The organism is Anaerobacillus sp. ABD4_527 (assembly GCF_056160805.1).
Genome location: NZ_JBSWXZ010000001.1, coordinates 860,794 through 878,584 on the forward strand (window position 1 = coordinate 860,794; position 17,791 = coordinate 878,584).

The following is a 17,791-nucleotide window of genomic DNA, read 5'->3' on the forward strand; positions in this document are numbered from 1 at the left end:
GTATAAGTTATTTCCTTTTTAATGTAAAAAGATGCGACTCAGCAGGTGCCATCAGTCTTAACGGAAGTGTGGTGGTACCGTATCCATTACTGATCACAACAGTCGTTCCTCCAACTTGTTTTATTCCGCCTTTTTCACGCAATCCCCAACCTAAAAGTCTAATCTGCCCCCCATGCGTATGACCTGAAAGTAAAAGCTTAATATCTGAATCAGTTGTAAGCTCATGTTTAATATCAGGGTTATGACTGATTAAAATCTTCAGCTGGGCTTTCGCTTTTGAACAAGCTTCTTTTAGTGAATGATTATGTGTCGAGAGATCGTCTATGCCAACTAGACTTATTTCATCGTCATTTTTCGTGATGGTTTCAGATGTGTTTTTTAAAATCGTAATATTACTTTCAACAAGTATCCGTTCAAGACGATCTGGATCTTCTTCGTAATCATTATTACCCCAAACGAAATAACAAGGAGCAATCTTCCTTAGATCTTCTAAATTTTCCTGTACCTTTTCAAAAGAAACGCCTTTTTCCATCACATCTCCTCCGATGACGACGATGTCTACTTCTCCCTTAACTTCATCGATGATACTTTTCGCTATCCTGCGGTTATGTAAATCTGATATGAAGAAGATGGTGAAGGACTCGAACTCATCAGGCAGCCCTTCAACAAAAAGTTCTTTTTTAACAACCCTATTTAAATGTGCTTCGATCCACATATAGATCAACAGCAGCACAGAGGCTGCTGCAACGAATAAGACCACCGTCATATTTCAACGCCCCTCCTAAATTTCTTAGCTGCCCTTGCTGCTTCAATGTTAGCAGATAATACACCGTACATTGTAGCCATAATAAGAGAAGCAATTGATAACCAAACGTTTTTTTCAAACAATACCCAGTACATTGCTGACAATAAACCAAATTCCAAAAGAACTGCTCCAATTCGTGCCTTAATACCTTGAGAAATGACGTTTTCAAGTTGATTTCGGATGATACTTGCAACTGCTAAGAAACCGAATAAGAAACAAAGCGCTCCAGCACCATAACGAAAACTATTCAACATTAAGTCTGTAAACGTAATGGACTTAAAAACAAGCGTTTCTTGTGCAATATACAGTAAACCAAATGATGATAGTAAACGCAAAAAAGATAGCAGCATAGAAAAAACCTCCCCCTCTATATCTATGATAGAGAAGGAGGTATTATAAATTTAATCCTACATTTCTTTAATATCTAATACTTTAAACCCATTTTGCTCAAGTTTTGCAATGAACTGATCGATATTTTCATTCTTCTCGATCTTCATCACGATTCGTCTAACGTTCTGATTTGTTTCGTCAAACGTAGATAATGAAATAATGTTCTCATGAAAGCTTTTCGCAATTTTAGCAAGTCTTGCAATCCTACCTTCCGTTTCAGAAGAAGCGAATGCAATCCTTACACCTGTCTTTCTCATCCCGAACGCACTTTGGAATTGATCCAATATATCCGCTCTTGTGATAATACCGATGCACTGCTCTTTTTCATCCACGACAGCAACCAAAGGAGCATCGTTCACGAGAAGTAGCGTGGTCTCAAAAACTGCCTCTTTATCTACCGTTACATCCTTCTGGTATGCAATTGCTCCTGCTTTTGTCTCTTTTAGAAACTGATTTTTATCAGTCATATCGCTTTTAAAAAACGATTTATAAATTCTGTTAAACGTTACGATTCCTTCATACCTTCCTTCTTGAATAACTGGTAAACCATCGATCTGACTCTTCTTGAGTAGCTCCAGTGTTTCTTCAAGACTTGTGTCATAATTCACAGAAATTGTTTCTCTTAGCGATTTCATAGCACTTCTTACAAACACGACTATCACCTCTTCTATTAGTTACTCCCCCATTATAATTAATACCATACTACCAATACAATGTCCTCCTTAACTACCATTAATTCAAAAAATGGGTTGTGAACTCGTAAAAATGGGCGATATCGTTTCTTGAAAATTCAGTCTTTTTAAGGTAAGATATTATCAAAGCAGACTACTAAAGGACGTATATCAAACTAACGGAGATGATGGACCTATGATAAACAAACTGAAAACACAATCTTTGTTGGGTAACGATGACCTTGATTTCAACCGTCGACTCGGAATGCCTGTCGAAGTGTTCTGTCCAAAGATCAAGGATACTGTGGCATTTGGCAAAATCGAAATGTTCGATGAAAGCGCGTTACTTATCAACGGGAACTGTTTTCAAATCGAACAGTATTTATTTTTTGGCTGCCCAGAACATCGATAAGAGTTATTTGTAGAATAAATTAATATCGTATTCTTCTTTCATGTAAGAGAAGACATCATGACGCTTCTCCCATTGAGTTTCACTTTTCCATAACTCCTCACTACGATCGATTACCTCTAGCCGCAACGAATCAAGCTCATCTTCCGCTTTCTTTAACTTCTTGGTCACTCTTTTTAACTGATAATAGACGAACCCGTTAAGGAGCAACATTAAAACGATGATAGGTGCTTCGGACAACGAAAAAGCCTGCCAAAGAATCGAACTACTCACCTGTAGCTGGTATACTAAGAACCCACCACTCACAACCAATAAGATCATGAGTGCATAGCTATAAAACTCTGATTTAGCTTTATACTGCCTCTCTTCTCTTTTTCGATCGACCAGTTCACTCAATAACACAAGCGTCACATCAGATTGAGGTTGTGGGAGATTCCACTGCTTTAGAGCATCCATGGTTGTCCTCCTTTTTTGAAACTAGTTTATGCTTGGAATTGAGAACATAATACCATCGATGCTCTAACTTAAAATGATGGTTTAAGAATAAATCGAATACAGGAGAAAAATCGCAACCATCGATAAAAAAAGCAGTGCTAAAATACGAATGAGCGTAAGAGAAGGCGTTGTTTCTTCTCTTTTTTTATTTGATCTCCCTTTCTTCTTGGCTTTATGCTTATGATATTCCTTTCTAGATGGTAAAGGGTTCTCTTTTTTCATTAAACTCACCTTTCAAGATGTGATCATTTTGGGGTTCGATATTTAATTAAGCACCCCATAATGAAATCGATTAAGAAGTGCGCAGTTATCGTAACAGCTATGTTACCTGTTATCTCGTATATGATTCCTAATAAAAAACTTATCCCCACTACAAGACTAAATAACACCGGTTTAGTCAAGTATCTCACATGGATGATCGCAAACAATAGACTTGCAATAACCAGGCCAAAATGTGTTTGTAACACTCCACGGAACAAGACTTCCTCACTGATTGAAATTAGTATAGAAAGTATGAAAATATGGAAGATCGATCTGTTCTTAAAGATCCGCTCATTAATGCCTCCATCATCGAATGCAGACTGTGGTAACATCCTCATCAGAGCAAGGTCGATCAAGATGACAGCTACCGCTACCCCGCCGCCGTACAAAACCATATCTGCCCATTCTAGCTCGACTATTCGATCGAGAAACCACACTTCTCGAAACAAAAAATACCCTACTATCCAAGAGATAAGTAATAAGGAAAGCTGCGTTAAATATACATTTAAAAGTAATTCTCGATCTGAGAGGGCTTTGACAACTTCTGCTTGTTTATTCCTCACCCTTCTCCTCCACCCTCAGCATAAATTGTAATTCTTTATCCCAATCTATAGCGGTCACTTCTTTTTGAATCATGTCTCCCTGCTTCATATAAACCTCTTCGATTAGGCCACAGTGGTCACAGCATTGATCGATCATAGGAGCATCTTCACCGAAACGCTCTAAAATACCTCTGCGCCGACATTGGCTATCATAAAGCCATTTTTTAAAATCGATCCACTTTAGCAGTTTTCGTTTTCTTAACCTCTCTACCTCATTTGAAAGGTCTTCCAAAAGGCTTTGATAATGGAATGTATTAACGATGCCGTTCATCAAGATTCCTTTTTGATGCAGGTGATGAATGATGAATCGCCAGGCTGTTTCAGACAGCTTGTATCGAATGCCTTCTTTTTCATAGTCTACCGACATGCGCTCACCAGCTCGTACACGCAATTCTTCTAGTAACATACTGATTTGCTGACGCTCAGGTAACTCTGTCTCAATAAACGAAATCGGTAACCGCTCATCAGCTTCAGTAAAAAGTTGAATAGCGATTGCGGGTTTTTGATCTCTACCAGCCCGACCAATTTCTTGTAAGTAGCTTTCAGTGTTCGAAGGTGGATGAAAATGAACGACGTATCTCACGTTGCTCTTATTGATTCCCATACCAAATGCATTTGTACTACAAATTAGTGAGAGTTCGTCATTAATAAACTGCTGCTGAATAAGCAGACGAGATTCTGAGTCTAGACCAGCATGGTATGCAGCGACACCCTGAACACCTGATTCTGACAGTTTGATACTGACCTGTTCAGCTATCGCACGACTAGAGAAATAGATAATGCCAGGTCCTTGAAGTGTCTTTCCATATTCTAAGACCGAATTTATCTTGGAATCAAGAGTCTCATGCCTTTCTAATTTAAACGCAATATTTGGACGATCGACCGAATTGATATGGAGCGTAGGATCGACCATATTTAATTGAGCGATAATATCTTTTCGAACATCTTCGGTAGCGGTAGCCGTTAATGCTAAAAGAGGCGGTTGACCGAGCTCTGCTCTCACATCACCTAGCTTTAAGTAATCGGTTCTAAAGTCATGCCCCCATTGGGAAATGCAATGTGCTTCGTCTACTACCATCAAAGCAAACCGAACCTTTTTTAACGTTCGTTTTACATTATTGTTTTGTAAAATCTCTGGTGATGCAAAGATAAACGTGTATGACGATAGATTCTGAAGAGCGGTCAACCTTTTTTCGAAATCGAGAAAACTATTCAACGCAAGAACGCGTTTCTCTCCATTTGTTTTTAATTGTTGAACTTGATCCTCCATAAGCGAAACAAGTGGAGATACGATTAGAACTGGGGAATGGCCTAAGTATGCAGGGAGCTGATAACAAAGTGATTTCCCTGCACCTGTAGGGAGCATCGCAAAGACATCTTTGCCGTCCATAACATCCCGAATGATCTCCTCTTGTCCCATTCGAAATTCTTCATAACCAAATTTATCAAGTAACGTCCTCGTTAAATTCATTAAACCCCTACTTTACACAGTGTTAACCTAATTTCGAAATATCCATATCGATTCTCTAGGTGATCACGTATTGTTTTTAGTCGATGACTGTTGGTCGATCTGCTTGCCATCAAAATGTCCTTCTGTGCTTGTTTGGTGACGAAAGGATCAATCGAAAACCCCTCAACATTTATTGCTATCTCGACAATGTGGTCTTCTATCGTACTTCTCTTTAGTCTTCTGATCTCCATAATCTGTTGAAAGGACATCCCCTTTTGCAACATAGTGAACGTTGTACGAGTAGAGGCAGTTAAAGGAACTGGCAACGTCTTATTTTCTATAAAAGAAGTTATGATCGGGTAAGAATTTGCATCTTTTCGAGCATGCGTAATACAAGCATGAATTACCCCATAAAAAACGATCATCCCTTCTTCATATGCAAGATCAAGCGATGCACAGCTTTGTTCTACTGTTAATCCAGTCCTATGAAATCCACTCAATCGAAGGACAAAGAAACGCGCATGATTCTCTGGTAACACTTCTAATACTTGCCGAAGCTCTCGATAAAGCTTCCGAGCTGTTCTTTTCCTTTCCTCAAGGTTTGCTGGAAAATGCGTTCTAACCCACTTCTGTGCTTGTTCTTCACGGATTACTGGGTAAAAATCCATTGAACTATTTACAGAATGTGAAAGAGCCTGCATGTACAAACTAATACGGTTCCAAAAATCGTCTGAAACCATGTGGTACTTCCACCCATTCAAATATGCAGGAAAAGAATGTTCTTCAAGGAACCCGTTAAGAGCGTCATGTCCTCTTTCATTAACCTTGTATGTATGTCGATCGATTTGTTCAAGCAAGCCGTCACCATAGAGCGTTGAAACGGCTTCCTCAATTTGGCCACGAGTTAAATTCTTCTGCATACCAAATAAAAAAGATAAACCGAATAATTTCGCATCCTGAATCGTTTGAGATGACTTCTTCCCTTTCAACAAGTGGTATGCACCTGAAATCGTCCTTTCACCTTTCATCTCATGTAAGACGAATAAAAGAAGTCCGTCTAAATATTTTATCATTGAATCACCCTGTTTCTTTCTACTTCTATTGTATCAAAATTTTTGTCCTGTTTAGTGAATTCCAAATCGGGTAACCTTTTAGTAAGCATAGTGAAGGATTTAGCTATTGAAAAGTCAAGGCATCACCTTTACAATAAAGTTATCAAAACATTCATTTGATGAATATTGTAGTGATGACAGACATATAGAAGTATTGAATAGGAGGTTAATACATGGCTAAGTATACTATTGTAGATAAAGATACTTGTATTGCTTGCGGTGCATGCGGTGCTGCTGCGCCAGATATTTATGATTATGATGATGAAGGAATCGCTTTTGTTACGCTTGATGATAATGAAGGTATCGTAGAAATTCCTGATGTGTTACACGAAGACATGATGGACGCGTTTGAAGGGTGTCCTACTGATTCCATCAAAATTGCTGAAGAGTCTTTTGATGGCGATCCACTAAAATTCGAATAGTAGTACGAATCTCCGATAAGCATATCGGAGATTTTTTTATGGTGAATTTTCAGAATATCAAATTGACACTTTAGTGCTTTCGTGGTAAAAAGTAATGTATTATCTTTTCTAAATATTATAATAAAGAAGAGAAAAAAGGAGTGGAGATTGTTGGCACATGTGCTAGTTACTGATTCTATTCAAGAGGATGGTTTACTTCCATTACTAAATGACGATTCGATTCAATGTGATATAGGTTCGATTCAAACTTATGAGGAACACCTTTCAAAGTACGAAGCGCTTTTAGTTAGGAGCGCTACTAAAGTAACATCAGACCTCCTTGACAAGATGCCTAATCTAAAGATCGTCGCTAGAGCTGGAGTTGGGATCGACAACATCGATATAGAAGAAGCAACGAAGCGAGGCGTTATTGTTGTAAACGCTCCGGATGGTAATACAATCTCAACAACAGAGCATACTTTTGCCATGATGGCTTCTCTTGCCAGAAACATCCCTCAAGGAACAAATAGTTTAAAAAACGGAAAATGGATGAGGAAACAATACGTCGGTACAGAATTAAATCGTAAAACACTCGGTATTATTGGCCTAGGAAGAATCGGTACAGAGTTATCAAGGCGAGCGAGAGCATTTGGAATGCACGTAATGGTATTCGATCCTTTTTTAACAAATGATCGCGCGGATAAGTTAGACGTAGCTTCAGTTGATATCGATGCGCTACTCGAACAGTCTGACTTCATTACTGTTCACACTCCTCTTACAGAAAATACACGAGGGTTGATCAATGGGGAAACACTAGCGAAAACGAAAAAAGGTGTTTTTCTAATCAACTGCGCAAGAGGTGGAATCATTGATGAGAATGCACTCATCCCTTATCTTGACTCTGGACATATCGGCGGCGTCGCGCTAGACGTTTTTGAATCCGAACCCCCAAGTGAGGATCATCCTCTTCTTAAATATGACCAGGTGATTGTTACCCCTCATCTAGGTGCTTCTACGAAAGAAGCTCAACTGAATGTAGCTGCACAAGTTGCGGATGAAGTACACCTGTATTTGAGCGGCAAACCAATTCGAAATACAATCAATTTACCTGCTTTCTCAAACGAAGAATACGAAAAGATTAAACCATACTACGAATTAACTCGTAAGATGGGAAGCATTCTTTCACAATGCATGAAAACAGCAGTTAACGTCGTAGATGTCACCTACGCTGGAACGTTAACAGAATTAGATACAGCGATCTTAACAAGAAGTTTAATGGCTTCATTCTTACGATATAGACTAGATACGACAGTAAACGAAGTGAATGCTCCTTCAATTGCAAAAGAACGCGGGATCACATACGGAGAAAAACATACATCTGAGACTCACGGATACTCCAATCTAATTTCAGTGACGGTCGAAGGAGACAAAGGTTCTTTCTCTTTACAAGGAACGTACATCAAAGAATACGGCGAGAGAATCACACAACTAAACGGATTCGACATCGACTTTCATCCACAGGGACATTTATTGTATATTCAGCACAATGACAGACCAGGCGTTATAGGTAACGTTGGAAAAGTGTTAGGGGAACATGAAGTTAATATCGCTACGATGCAAGTAGGAAGAAAAGTGGCAGGTGGGGAAGCAATCATGATGCTATCATTTGATGAAGCACTCCCTACCCATATCGAATCAACGATCAGTAGCGTACAAGACATTGTTAAGGTGGAGCAAATTAAAGGCGTGTAATAAAAAAGACCAAGAGCAGCTGCTCTTGGTCTTAATCGTGTAAAGGATATCCGCGGTGAACACACATGAAGCTGTTACTAAATCTTGATAGACTTACGCTCTCCCTTATTAAAGGTCATAAGCTGTGAATAACCGACAGACTTAGCGAGTGTTAGCGCCTGATCATAGTCTGCACCTACATCCTCTGGTACATGAGCATCAGAAGAGAGTACGATCGGAATGTCTTTTTCATAGCACATCTTCAATAGATCATAATCAGGATAAAGCTCACCAACAGGCTTTCTTAAGCCAGCAGTACTTATTTCCACACACGTCTTTGAATTCGCAAGGGCATTCGTCGCTCGATCATACTGCTCTAAAAGAAAGTCTTTATCATCTGGTTTATACTTGAAAATCTTGACGAGATCTAAATGCCCAACGATATCGAATAAGTTCGATTCTGCAAGTGTGACGACCTGATCGAAATATTTTCTGTACGTATCGACAACATCTCTTTCATCCCACAAATGTCGATATTCCGCAAGATCGATACCGAAGTCATCGACCCAATGAATCGAGCCTATCACATAATCAAATTGATAGGACGAAATGAATTTCTTCATCTCAGCATGTTTTCCAGGCGTGTAATCCATTTCAATGGACATCTTCACATCCATTCCATTGTCCTCTGCTTCATTAAATAAACGCACATAATCCTTCATACTGTACCATCTACGTTCATTCACCCACGGATTTTTTAGTATATCTTCTGTTTCATAGAAATGATATGCATGTTCTGATATACCAAAGTGTTCAATATTCTTCTTTCTCGCTTCTTCTACGAATTTTGTCAAGTAATCTAGCGTTAGTGTCCCTTTTTCCAAATGGTTATGATAGTCAGTATACATGCCTTCATCCCCTTTATCGAACTAGTTTGACATTTCCACTATCATTGTAACGTACAAAAGCTTAACAGGATAGCAAATGTAGAAAAATGAAATGTCTCACCTTTTCTTGGATTAAGGACACAGCCTAACACTATTGGTGATCGTTTAAATCAAATTCCTCTGCAATTTCAGCCATTTTGGAAGGCATCTTTTCATCGTTGAACACATTTTGAGCATTTTTAAAACGTGTTGGATTTATTTTACGAACCTTCTGGTTAACACTACTTTTTCCATAGCCGATATATGAAGGGTAGTTTGCTTGTTCAGCGTGCCCACCTTCTTGCTCTTTCTTTTCACTTGAACCGGATGACTGAGCGCTTAAGCTGCTGTATCCTTTTTTAATCGTTTTACTCGTAACTTTCCTTGCTCTTTTGGAGACTGATAGGATCAGCACGATTACAGACAAAATTCCTAAGGGCCCCAAGAATACTTTCATACTTTTTTTCAATGTCATTTCCTCCTGTCCAACTTTTTATCCTACTTAACTATTGTGTAGCATTCACGATCGGATTATACGTGCGACAGGTTAAAAGGGAAGTAGAATAGAAAAAGAGCCTCCAAAATGAAGGCTCTAGACAACTTGAGGTAGAAAGAAAGAGAATGTCGTTCCCTCACCATCTTTACTATGAACAGAAATTTGACCTCGGTGGGCTTCTACAATATTGCGTGCGATCGCAAGACCGAGCCCGGTTCCTGAGCGTCCTCTCGTTCTAGCTTTATCTGCTTTGTAAAATCTTTCGAACACAAAAGGAAGGTCCACTTCAGGAATACCTGATCCTGTATCTTTCACATCGAACTGTACACCGTTACGTTGAACCGTAATGATCAAGCTGACTTCTCCCTCTTTCGGTGTATGTCTCACTGCATTATCTAGTAAGTTGGTTAAGACTTGTTCGATTCGGTCAGCGTCAATTGAAAGTGTATGATCGTGGTCTGATACATAATAATGCAAGCCAACTTCTCTCTCTCGAGCTGGACCTTGGAACTTCCTCAAAATCCGTTGACCAAAATCGTAAAGGTTGATCTCACTATAATGAAGCTCAGTATGGCCAGCTTCCATTCTAGCGAGGTCGAGAAGCTCATTAACAAGACGTCCCATCCTTAACGATTCATCATAGATGATTTGAGCAACTTCCTTCTTCTCTTCATCACTGCTTGCGATGTCATCGACAATCGCTTCACTGTATCCTTGAAGCATCGCGATAGGTGTTCTTAATTCATGGGAAACGTTCGCGATAAAATCCTTCCTGAGCTTATCCAAACGACGCTCCTCCGTCATATCTCGAAGAACAGCCACAGCGCCTCGGATCGCAGATTTATTATAGAGTGGTGTCATCACGATCACCCAGTTGCGTCCCTGTAACTCTACTTCGGTGAGCTGTTCTCGTTCCTGCATCACCACTAGACTAAATAATTCATTGATATCTTCAGGGACTTCTTTTCCAGGCTCCTCTTGCATACCCTGCTCATAATACCACGCCTTTAAGAACCTTTCTGCAGGAGGATTGGTACTTAAGATCGCTCCTGTTTTATCGAAGGTAATCACACCGTCAGCCATACTACTCAGAATACTAGACAGCTGTTCTTTTTCCTGATTCAAGGCCGTTACATAGTTATTCAACTGCCTACCCATACGGTTGAAGGCAACTGATAGTTCTCCTATTTCATCATGAGTAACCATTGGAACTTTCGTATCGAACTTCCCTTTTGCAACCTGAGTTGCGGCTTCTCTCATCTTCCTAAGGGGTGCTGTAATACGCGTCGATAAGAAAAAGGCGAATATGGTCGTGAGTACAATAGCGATTCCTGCTGATATATAGATCAAGTTCCTAGCTTGTCTCGTTGTTTCTGCTATAACATCGAGAGACTGGTAAAGAAATACTGCTCCCTTTTCATTTCCAACTTGCATTGGAACACCGACGATCAACAAATCATTTCTTGAAACAGAGTCAGCTGCCAACTCTCCTTGTTTCACGATGGTACGTTGATTTGTAAATACATCCTCAAGGACTGGATCGTCTTTGAACACTCGTAGTGGAAAGTTTGGTAGTCCATGACTATTAGGTGAATATTGAATGGTAGACCGATCCTCGATATCTTCAATCACCATTACTCCAGTTGGGTAGAAATCTGTAATTTCCCATGCCGTTTCCATAGCTTTTTTTCTATCATCGTAATTTTCGATTACGGAAGACACTTTCGTCGCAAGCCTTTCCATCTCTTCTGCTTCTTTTTCAACATGAAAATCTTCGAAGAACTGAAGCAATAGAATGGTCAAGATAAATAAAACGGAAGCCACAAGAAGGATGATGGTCAACCATAGCTTCCCTACAACACTTCTCCAGATCATTAGTCTTTAGCTGCCTCGAACTTGTAACCCACTCCCCAAACGGTTGAAATCATTCCAGCTGCATTAGGGGATACCTTGTTTAATTTCTCTCTCAAACGCTTCACATGTGTGTCTACCGTTCTTAGGTCACCAAAGAATTCATAGTTCCATACATCTTTTAATAGATCTTCTCGTGAAAAGACTTTATCAGGTGCTTTTGCTAGAAAATATAATAGCTCATATTCTTTTGGTGTAAGATTAATGATTTGATCTTCAGCTAAGACACGGTGTGCATCATGGTCGATCGTTAAATATGGAAAGACGATTACGTTTTTTGTCGTTGTTTCAGTTTGTAAAAATTTCGTAGTTGAAGACCTTCTTAAAAGGGCCTTCACACGTAAAACAACTTCTCTTGGACTAAAAGGCTTCGTGATATAATCATCAGCCCCCACTTCAAATCCTTGTACACGATTCGCTTCCTCACCTTTAGCGGTTAACATGATCACTGGCGTAGCCTTGTGTTCACGCAGCTGTTCACATACTTCAATTCCATCTATACCTGGTAGCATAAGATCCAGCAGAATAAGGTCAAAATCGTCTTCTGTTGCTATCTCTAAAGCAGCCTCTCCGTTCTCTGCTTCTTCAATTTCATAGTTTTCTCTTTCTAAATACATTCGTAACAGTTTTCTAATACGATCTTCATCATCTACAACTAAAATTTTCGCGTCTTTTTCCAAGAAGATTCCCTCCTACTTGTACTACTATACCTTATTTTACCACGCACACATCACTAGAGACCACTAATCAAGAAACCGCATACAATCCTTCAGCAGATGTGCTGTGTACTAACCATTATTCCTAATTTAAAGAAAGAAAACCTTCACATTCTGTGAAGGCTTTCAGATTATGCATAAGAATGAAGTCCTGAGATGACCAGGTTAACAACAACAAGGTTAAGCATAATGATGATAAATCCTACTACTGCAAGCCAGGCCGACTTCTCTCCTTGCCAGCCTCTTGAGAGCCGAAGATGTAGATATGCTGCATAAAAAAGCCATGTAATGAGTGCCCATACTTCTTTAGGGTCCCAGCCCCAGAAACGAGTCCATGCGACTTGTGCCCAGATCATTGCAAAGATGAGCGCTCCTAATGTGAAAACAGGGAACCCAATCGCCACTGCACGATATTGAATTTCGTCAACAAGTTCTTCGTTTACATTTTTAACTGCAGGCTGTAAAGCGGCTCCGATCCGCTTTCTTAGAATTAGACGGATGATCCAATATAAAGCTAAACCACCAAGCATCGACCAAACTAATGTATTGAGTTTTTGAGCAGCTTTTTCACCCTTCATCCAAGAAGGAGCATCAACGAGTGGTCCGAATTCATTTCCACTAACATATGTGGCATCTGTTGGACCAATAAGAGTTGGAATGGTGTACTCTACTGTAGCTGGTTGATCGTTGTTATCTACAAAATCATAAGTAGATGAATAACCCGCTGCTTCAAAACTAAGAGATATAATAACGAATGCTATCGTACTGATCAGCGTGTACATTACAGCTTCAAGCCAAAAGGTCGACTTACTCGCTTTTTCTTGGTTCACCTTTTTTACTAGATAAACGAGTCCTGCAGCAAAACTGATTGCAAGAATACCTTCACCGAGTGCTGCGGTTGTAACATGAATTTTAAGCCAGTTACTTTGTAACGCAGGTATGAGCGGTTGAATTTCAGAAGGAAATACACTCGCGTAAGCAATGATGATAAGAGCGACCGGCATGGCGAACACACCGATGACGTTACTTCTATAGATGACATAGATCATTAGGAAAGCAAATACCATCGTCATCCCAAAGAATGTCGTAAATTCAAAGAGGTTGCTGACAGGCGCATGACCTGCCGCAATCCACCTTGTAATAAAATATCCTAGTTGAAATAGAAAGCCGACGGTCGAAAGGATGAATCCTCCACGTCCCCACTTCTTCGCGTGGGTCTCTTCATCTGACTTTCTCCATTTCTTTCCAAGCAGTGAAATGGCGAAAACAAGGCTTGCTGCAAAATAAATAAAGAAAGATATATAAAGCAAGTTACTGCTGAGTTGTGCCATCTCATCATGCCTCCCTTCGTAATAGAGGTGCTATTTTTGTTCAGATTGATCTTGAGGCATCTCAATCCCCGTTTGTTCTGTAATCGATTCAAGTTCGCGTCTTAGCCCATACCAATTCTTATTCGTATGAGACGCAATCCACAGTTCATCATCTTTTCTACGCACCCAAATCCTGCGGTGATTCCAGTACATGCCTTGTACAACACCGATCATAAAGATTGCTCCACCGATACCAAGAATCCAGAGCGTGTTGTCTTTTCGGACAACGAGACCTGATACATTCTTCGTATCAACATTCTGGAAAGACATCTTGTATTCATTCTCACCTAGAGGCTCTAAGTTTTGACGAATCGCGACAAATGCAACCTCACCGTCAGGATGTTCCGGAGATATCATTCGAAGGATGAATGCTGGGTTATTAGGGATTTTTGATTTTGTAGTCGGCTCACCTTTATCGTTAAATTCAAAGTCTGGGAAATAATCCATTACTTCCACTCGATACCCCTCATCGAGTGCATACTCATCTTTAGGGTTGTATAGATCGACGGTTAGTTCCCCGAATGATTCACCAGTTTCTTTTTTATCTAACGTAAAGGTCATGCTTTGCAGTTCGTTAAGCTTATAATCAACTTGATAGATTGCATAGTCATCAAACTTAAGAGGCCTATTTACTTGAATCGGATGTTCCTTTACTTTCTCTAGTTCTGGCTCTGTACCAGCAATTCTATCTCCAACCTGTTTATAAAGTACTGCATCTGTTTGGTAGTTTTTAGCTACGACTTCCTGACCTGATTGTTCGATCGCAGCTTTAAACTTCTCATCATTATTATCATAGGTTTCTAGTATAAAGCCGTCGCTTTTTAAATAGTAGGCTTCTTCTGTACCTTTGATTTTTCTCGTTTCGTCTTCTTTAATCCATAGAACTTCATCCACGTACATACCAGGGAAGAATCGAAGCATTCCTCCGATAAGAAAGATGATTAACCCGATGTGATTTACATAAGGACCCCATCGAGAAAATCTATTTTTCTCTGCAAAAAGGTGACCATCTTCTTCTCTAACATTGTACCTCTTTTTCTGAAGCACTTCCTTCACCTTAGAAAGACTCGGCTTATCACGTTCAATGTTGGTAATACCAAAGTACTTCTGGCGCTTCATAAAACTCTCGTGACGGATCGTTCGTTGTTTTCTCAAAGAGCGATACAAAGGGACAAAACGGTCAAGGCTTGCGACGATCAACGATAGACCTAAAGCAGCAATGAGCAGCATATACCACCAGGAACCATAAAGATTATGAAAGCCTAAATCATAAAACAATTGACCTGGGATTCCGTATTGGTCTCGATAGTACTCAGATGGGTCAGAAAGAGGAGGTATGTACATTTCTTGAGGGAATATCGTTCCGAGCGCTGAAGCAACTAACAGCAGAACGATAATCCAGATCCCTACCTTAACGGAAGAAAAGAAGTTCCAAACCTTGTCGACAATGGTTGTTTTATAGGTTTGAGATCTTCTCGCACTTCCTTCATATCTCATATTTAGAAGTTTCTTTGATTCTAAGTCTCCTTGAAGCGGCTTCCCACATGCCTCACATATTTCAGTTCCATAAGGGTTCACGTGTCCGCATTCACAGGTAATCGTTTTGTTACTCATTCGAACACCCCGTTACGGTTGGATTCGCTTCATATACTCATCGATCACTTCTTCAGATAAACTGGCTTCTGTCTTCTGTATCACTTTACCGTCTTTATCGATTAAGAATGTAACCGGAATTGGTCCAACCCCATAATGATTTGTTACGTCGTTTCCTTTATCAAGAAGCACTGGAAAACTAAGCTTATAGCGATCAGCAAAACTCTTAGCAGTCAGCTTCGGTTCTGAAACATTCACTGCGAGAATTTCTACTCCTTTTTCTTTGTATTCTTTATACTTCTTGTCCATCGCTGGCATCTCATCTTTACATGGCTCACAGTACGTTGCCCAGAAATTCAGGAAAACCCCTTTTCCTCTGTAATCCTTCAACTCCACTTCATTTCCTTCTAAATCAGAAAGAATAAAGTTAGGAGCTTGATCGCCCGCTTGAACGACACCGCTATCATTCGCGAAAAAGTTCGTATAGAACGTATATCCGACTGCTAGTAATACAGCAGCCAGAATCACCGTTCGGACAACGAGCCGGTTTTTTTTCTTCATTTCACACCAACTCCAATCAAACAAAACAATGCTACTTTTACTATAACGTGCTGTCTGGAATACGAATGACTATTTTTTTGACTTTTGTGTGACAGCCTCGTTACGAAGCTGCTTAACCTCGTATGGTTTAAGCTCACGGTATTCCCCAGAGTTAAGCCCAGTTAATTCTAAAAAGCCGTATCTTTCGCGCTTTAGCTTCTGAACAGGGAATCCTAACGCTTCAAACATTCTTCTCACCTGGCGATTTTTACCTTCATGAATGGTAATTTCTACGATTGATTTTTGTTTTTGCTTATCGATCGATAGAATTCTCGCTTGTGATTTAGAGGTTTTCCCATCTTCAAGATGTACACCATTCTGTAGCTTTTGAATAACCTCTTTTGTGACGATTCCTTTCACTTTTACCACGTAGACTTTGTCGATTTTGTAACTTGGATGCATAAGCTTATTTGCAAAGTCTCCATCATTTGTTAGGAGTAGCGCACCTGAAGTGTCATAATCCAACCTGCCAACAGGGAAAACACGCTGCTCGATATGATGAAAATAATCCGTAACAGCTTTTCTTCCTTTGTCGTCTTCTACTGTAGAAATGACTCCAGTTGGTTTATAAAACAAAAAATAAACCGGCTGTTCACGATACACCGGAATTCCGTCCACTTCTATTTTGTCACTGTCTTTTACTTTCGTACCTAGCTCTGTAACAAGCCTTCCGTTCACCTTTACTCTGCCTTCTTCAATCAATGTTTCTGCTTTTCGTCTAGATGTAACTCCAGCTTGTGCGATTACCTTCTGTAAACGTTCCATATCATTCACCTCACTAAAACATCATACTCTTGTGTTAACGAAACCTCAAGTACAGATTCATTCTATCATTCATTATAGGCAATTCGCATCTTAACCAACCATTTAAAATGCAAAAAGAGTCTCTTGATAAAAGAGACTCACAAACTGTCGAGAAAGCTTTAAGAGCTATTTACCATGAATATTGTGAGATTTCCGCTACAGGATGTCTTTCCGCGGGGCGGGCAGTGAGCTTCCTCCTCGCTTACGCTCCTGTGGGATCTCACCTGTCCCGCTGATCCCGCAGGAGTCGAGCATCCTTCCGCTCCAATCCGCGTAAGGATGTTCAAATTCATAGAAAAAATAACCTGATGTGACACCTATAAATAATGGCATATAAGATCGGAAAGTACTAGTTGATATAAATGTAAACTAAGTAGGAGTGACATCTCTCCCATGTTCTAACGTGCGCTGGAAGCTCGGACTATTTTGCAGGAGATCCTGATGTTCGTCCACAGGAAAGCAAGATGTGTTCCATTGCATTAAGGATCCACAATATCCTAGAGGTATGCTTTATTTAAGAGACTCTTAACCAAATACGATTGTGACGAAAACGATTGCTGCGATGATTCCGACTAAGTCTGCAAGCAATCCTACTTTTAAGGCATTCCCCATTCGTTTTATACCTACTGCACCAAAGTAAACGGTAAGGATGTATAGAGTTGTATCCGTACTTCCTTGCATCGTGGACGCTAACCTTCCAATAAATGAATCTGGTCCGTATGTTCTTATGATGTCTGTCGTCATCGCAAGAGCACCTGTCCCAGAAATCGGGCGAATGAGAGCTAGGGGGACGATTTCTGTTGGGACCCCGATCATATCGAGGGGAGCTTTTAACATGTCACTCACAAACGCCATGGCGCCAGACGCTCTAAAAACGGAGATTGCAACCATCATTCCGATTAGGTAAGGGACAATGGAGATCGCAATCGAAAGCCCTTCTTTCCCACCTTCTACAAACGATTCGTAAGTAGGGACTCTTTTTAATGTTCCATAAACAAGTACAAACGCAATTAATATAGGGATAATCCAGATCGAGATATTCAGATCA

Annotated in this window: 20 protein-coding genes; 3 read left to right on the forward strand and 17 right to left on the reverse strand. The window is 40.0% G+C overall.

The window, feature by feature from the left end:
- Positions 1-7: 7 nt before the first annotated feature.
- The 3 genes from ACXAHI_RS04525 to ACXAHI_RS04535 are packed head-to-tail and all read right to left on the reverse strand — an operon-like array spanning position 8 to position 1,848.
- Positions 8-766 (reverse strand): metallophosphoesterase, encoded by a 759-nt coding sequence (locus tag ACXAHI_RS04525; protein WP_474846254.1) that lies wholly within the window; start codon positions 764-766, stop codon positions 8-10.
- Positions 763-1,155 (reverse strand): hypothetical protein, encoded by a 393-nt coding sequence (locus ACXAHI_RS04530; RefSeq protein ID WP_474846256.1) that lies wholly within the window; start codon positions 1,153-1,155, stop codon positions 763-765. Before ACXAHI_RS04530 ends, ACXAHI_RS04525 begins: the two co-directional genes overlap by 4 nt.
- A 57-nt stretch (positions 1,156-1,212) precedes the next feature.
- A complete protein-coding gene (locus tag ACXAHI_RS04535; protein WP_474846258.1) occupies positions 1,213-1,848 on the reverse strand; it encodes a CBS domain-containing protein in 636 nt (211 codons plus the stop codon).
- A 214-nt stretch (positions 1,849-2,062) separates the two neighbouring features.
- On the opposite strand from ACXAHI_RS04535, the gene ACXAHI_RS04540 reads away from it, so the two are divergent.
- Positions 2,063-2,278, forward strand: a complete 216-nt coding sequence (locus ACXAHI_RS04540; RefSeq protein WP_270179090.1) for a hypothetical protein — start codon at positions 2,063-2,065, stop codon at positions 2,276-2,278.
- A gap of 3 nt (positions 2,279-2,281) precedes the next feature.
- Here ACXAHI_RS04540 and ACXAHI_RS04545 read toward each other — a convergent pair whose 3' ends face one another.
- The 5 genes from ACXAHI_RS04545 to ACXAHI_RS04565 all read right to left on the reverse strand — a co-directional run bounded on the left by ACXAHI_RS04545 (position 2,282) and on the right by ACXAHI_RS04565 (position 6,156).
- A complete protein-coding gene (locus ACXAHI_RS04545) occupies positions 2,282-2,731 on the reverse strand; it encodes a DUF2663 family protein (protein WP_474846260.1) in 450 nt (149 codons plus the stop codon).
- Positions 2,732-2,812: 81 nt separating this feature from the next.
- Positions 2,813-2,992, reverse strand: coding sequence for a hypothetical protein (locus tag ACXAHI_RS04550; protein WP_474846262.1), 180 nt, complete (start codon positions 2,990-2,992; stop codon positions 2,813-2,815).
- 23 nt (positions 2,993-3,015) lie between these two features.
- On the reverse strand, positions 3,016-3,594 hold the full coding sequence (locus tag ACXAHI_RS04555; protein WP_474846264.1) for a lysostaphin resistance A-like protein: 579 nt from the start codon (positions 3,592-3,594) through the stop codon (positions 3,016-3,018).
- Positions 3,584-5,104, reverse strand: a complete 1,521-nt coding sequence (locus ACXAHI_RS04560) for a RecQ family ATP-dependent DNA helicase (RefSeq protein ID WP_474846266.1) — start codon at positions 5,102-5,104, stop codon at positions 3,584-3,586. The genes ACXAHI_RS04555 and ACXAHI_RS04560 overlap by 11 nt, the downstream gene beginning before the upstream one ends.
- Positions 5,104-6,156 (reverse strand): YpbB family protein, encoded by a 1,053-nt coding sequence (locus tag ACXAHI_RS04565; protein WP_474846268.1) that lies wholly within the window; start codon positions 6,154-6,156, stop codon positions 5,104-5,106. Before ACXAHI_RS04565 ends, ACXAHI_RS04560 begins: the two co-directional genes overlap by 1 nt.
- A gap of 212 nt (positions 6,157-6,368) precedes the next feature.
- Here ACXAHI_RS04565 and ACXAHI_RS04570 point away from each other — a divergent pair, with 212 nt between their 5' ends.
- Both ACXAHI_RS04570 and serA read left to right on the forward strand, forming a co-directional pair.
- Complete coding sequence (locus tag ACXAHI_RS04570; RefSeq protein WP_224878050.1) at positions 6,369-6,617, forward strand: ferredoxin; 249 nt, start codon at positions 6,369-6,371, stop codon at positions 6,615-6,617.
- A gap of 150 nt (positions 6,618-6,767) precedes the next feature.
- Positions 6,768-8,348: a phosphoglycerate dehydrogenase gene (gene serA, locus ACXAHI_RS04575; RefSeq protein ID WP_474846270.1), complete on the forward strand. Its 1,581-nt coding sequence runs from the start codon at positions 6,768-6,770 to the stop codon at positions 8,346-8,348.
- A 77-nt stretch (positions 8,349-8,425) separates the two neighbouring features.
- Here serA and ACXAHI_RS04580 read toward each other — a convergent pair whose 3' ends face one another.
- The 9 genes from ACXAHI_RS04580 to ACXAHI_RS04620 all read right to left on the reverse strand — a co-directional run bounded on the left by ACXAHI_RS04580 (position 8,426) and on the right by ACXAHI_RS04620 (position 17,787).
- Positions 8,426-9,235 (reverse strand): histidinol-phosphatase, encoded by an 810-nt coding sequence (locus ACXAHI_RS04580; protein WP_474846272.1) that lies wholly within the window; start codon positions 9,233-9,235, stop codon positions 8,426-8,428.
- A gap of 130 nt (positions 9,236-9,365) precedes the next feature.
- On the reverse strand, positions 9,366-9,722 hold the full coding sequence (locus tag ACXAHI_RS04585) for a hypothetical protein (RefSeq protein WP_474846274.1): 357 nt from the start codon (positions 9,720-9,722) through the stop codon (positions 9,366-9,368).
- A 123-nt stretch (positions 9,723-9,845) separates the two neighbouring features.
- The gene (locus ACXAHI_RS04590; protein WP_474846276.1) at positions 9,846-11,624 is read right to left on the reverse strand and encodes an ATP-binding protein; all 1,779 of its coding nucleotides are present in this window, start codon (positions 11,622-11,624) and stop codon (positions 9,846-9,848) included.
- Positions 11,624-12,340, reverse strand: coding sequence for a response regulator (locus tag ACXAHI_RS04595; RefSeq protein ID WP_270179101.1), 717 nt, complete (start codon positions 12,338-12,340; stop codon positions 11,624-11,626). Before ACXAHI_RS04595 ends, ACXAHI_RS04590 begins: the two co-directional genes overlap by 1 nt.
- 167 nt (positions 12,341-12,507) lie before the next feature.
- Positions 12,508-13,707: a c-type cytochrome biogenesis protein CcsB gene (ccsB, locus tag ACXAHI_RS04600; protein WP_474846278.1), complete on the reverse strand. Its 1,200-nt coding sequence runs from the start codon at positions 13,705-13,707 to the stop codon at positions 12,508-12,510.
- A 30-nt stretch (positions 13,708-13,737) separates the two neighbouring features.
- Positions 13,738-15,360, reverse strand: a complete 1,623-nt coding sequence (gene resB / locus ACXAHI_RS04605) for a cytochrome c biogenesis protein ResB (RefSeq protein ID WP_474846280.1) — start codon at positions 15,358-15,360, stop codon at positions 13,738-13,740.
- A 12-nt stretch (positions 15,361-15,372) separates the two neighbouring features.
- Positions 15,373-15,900 (reverse strand): thiol-disulfide oxidoreductase ResA, encoded by a 528-nt coding sequence (gene resA / locus ACXAHI_RS04610; protein WP_474846282.1) that lies wholly within the window; start codon positions 15,898-15,900, stop codon positions 15,373-15,375.
- Between the two features lie 69 nt (positions 15,901-15,969).
- Positions 15,970-16,704, reverse strand: coding sequence for a pseudouridine synthase (locus ACXAHI_RS04615; RefSeq protein ID WP_474846284.1), 735 nt, complete (start codon positions 16,702-16,704; stop codon positions 15,970-15,972).
- Between the two features lie 564 nt (positions 16,705-17,268).
- Entirely contained in the window at positions 17,269-17,787 is a 519-nt protein-coding gene (locus ACXAHI_RS04620) for a spore maturation protein (protein ID WP_270180573.1), read from the reverse strand.
- Between the last annotated feature and the right edge of the window lie 4 nt (positions 17,788-17,791).

Bases quoted from the DNA above. Each gene is read 5' to 3' on its own strand.
- ACXAHI_RS04525 (WP_474846254.1), bottom strand. From the start codon at position 766: ATGACGGTGGTCTTATTCGTTGCAGCAGCCTCTGTGCTGCTGTTGATC.
- ACXAHI_RS04530 (WP_474846256.1), bottom strand. From the start codon at position 1,155: ATGCTGCTATCTTTTTTGCGTTTACTATCATCATTTGGTTTACTGTAT.
- ACXAHI_RS04540 (WP_270179090.1), top strand. From the start codon at position 2,063: ATGATAAACAAACTGAAAACACAATCTTTGTTGGGTAACGATGACCTT.
- ACXAHI_RS04545 (WP_474846260.1), bottom strand. From the start codon at position 2,731: ATGGATGCTCTAAAGCAGTGGAATCTCCCACAACCTCAATCTGATGTG.
- ACXAHI_RS04550 (WP_474846262.1), bottom strand. From the start codon at position 2,992: ATGAAAAAAGAGAACCCTTTACCATCTAGAAAGGAATATCATAAGCAT.
- ACXAHI_RS04560 (WP_474846266.1), bottom strand. From the start codon at position 5,104: ATGAATTTAACGAGGACGTTACTTGATAAATTTGGTTATGAAGAATTT.
- ACXAHI_RS04565 (WP_474846268.1), bottom strand. From the start codon at position 6,156: ATGATAAAATATTTAGACGGACTTCTTTTATTCGTCTTACATGAGATG.
- ACXAHI_RS04570 (WP_224878050.1), top strand. From the start codon at position 6,369: ATGGCTAAGTATACTATTGTAGATAAAGATACTTGTATTGCTTGCGGT.
- ACXAHI_RS04580 (WP_474846272.1), bottom strand. From the start codon at position 9,235: ATGTATACTGACTATCATAACCATTTGGAAAAAGGGACACTAACGCTA.
- ACXAHI_RS04590 (WP_474846276.1), bottom strand. From the start codon at position 11,624: ATGATCTGGAGAAGTGTTGTAGGGAAGCTATGGTTGACCATCATCCTT.
- ccsB (WP_474846278.1), bottom strand. From the start codon at position 13,707: ATGGCACAACTCAGCAGTAACTTGCTTTATATATCTTTCTTTATTTAT.
- resB (WP_474846280.1), bottom strand. From the start codon at position 15,360: ATGAGTAACAAAACGATTACCTGTGAATGCGGACACGTGAACCCTTAT.
- resA (WP_474846282.1), bottom strand. From the start codon at position 15,900: ATGAAGAAAAAAAACCGGCTCGTTGTCCGAACGGTGATTCTGGCTGCT.
- ACXAHI_RS04615 (WP_474846284.1), bottom strand. From the start codon at position 16,704: ATGGAACGTTTACAGAAGGTAATCGCACAAGCTGGAGTTACATCTAGA.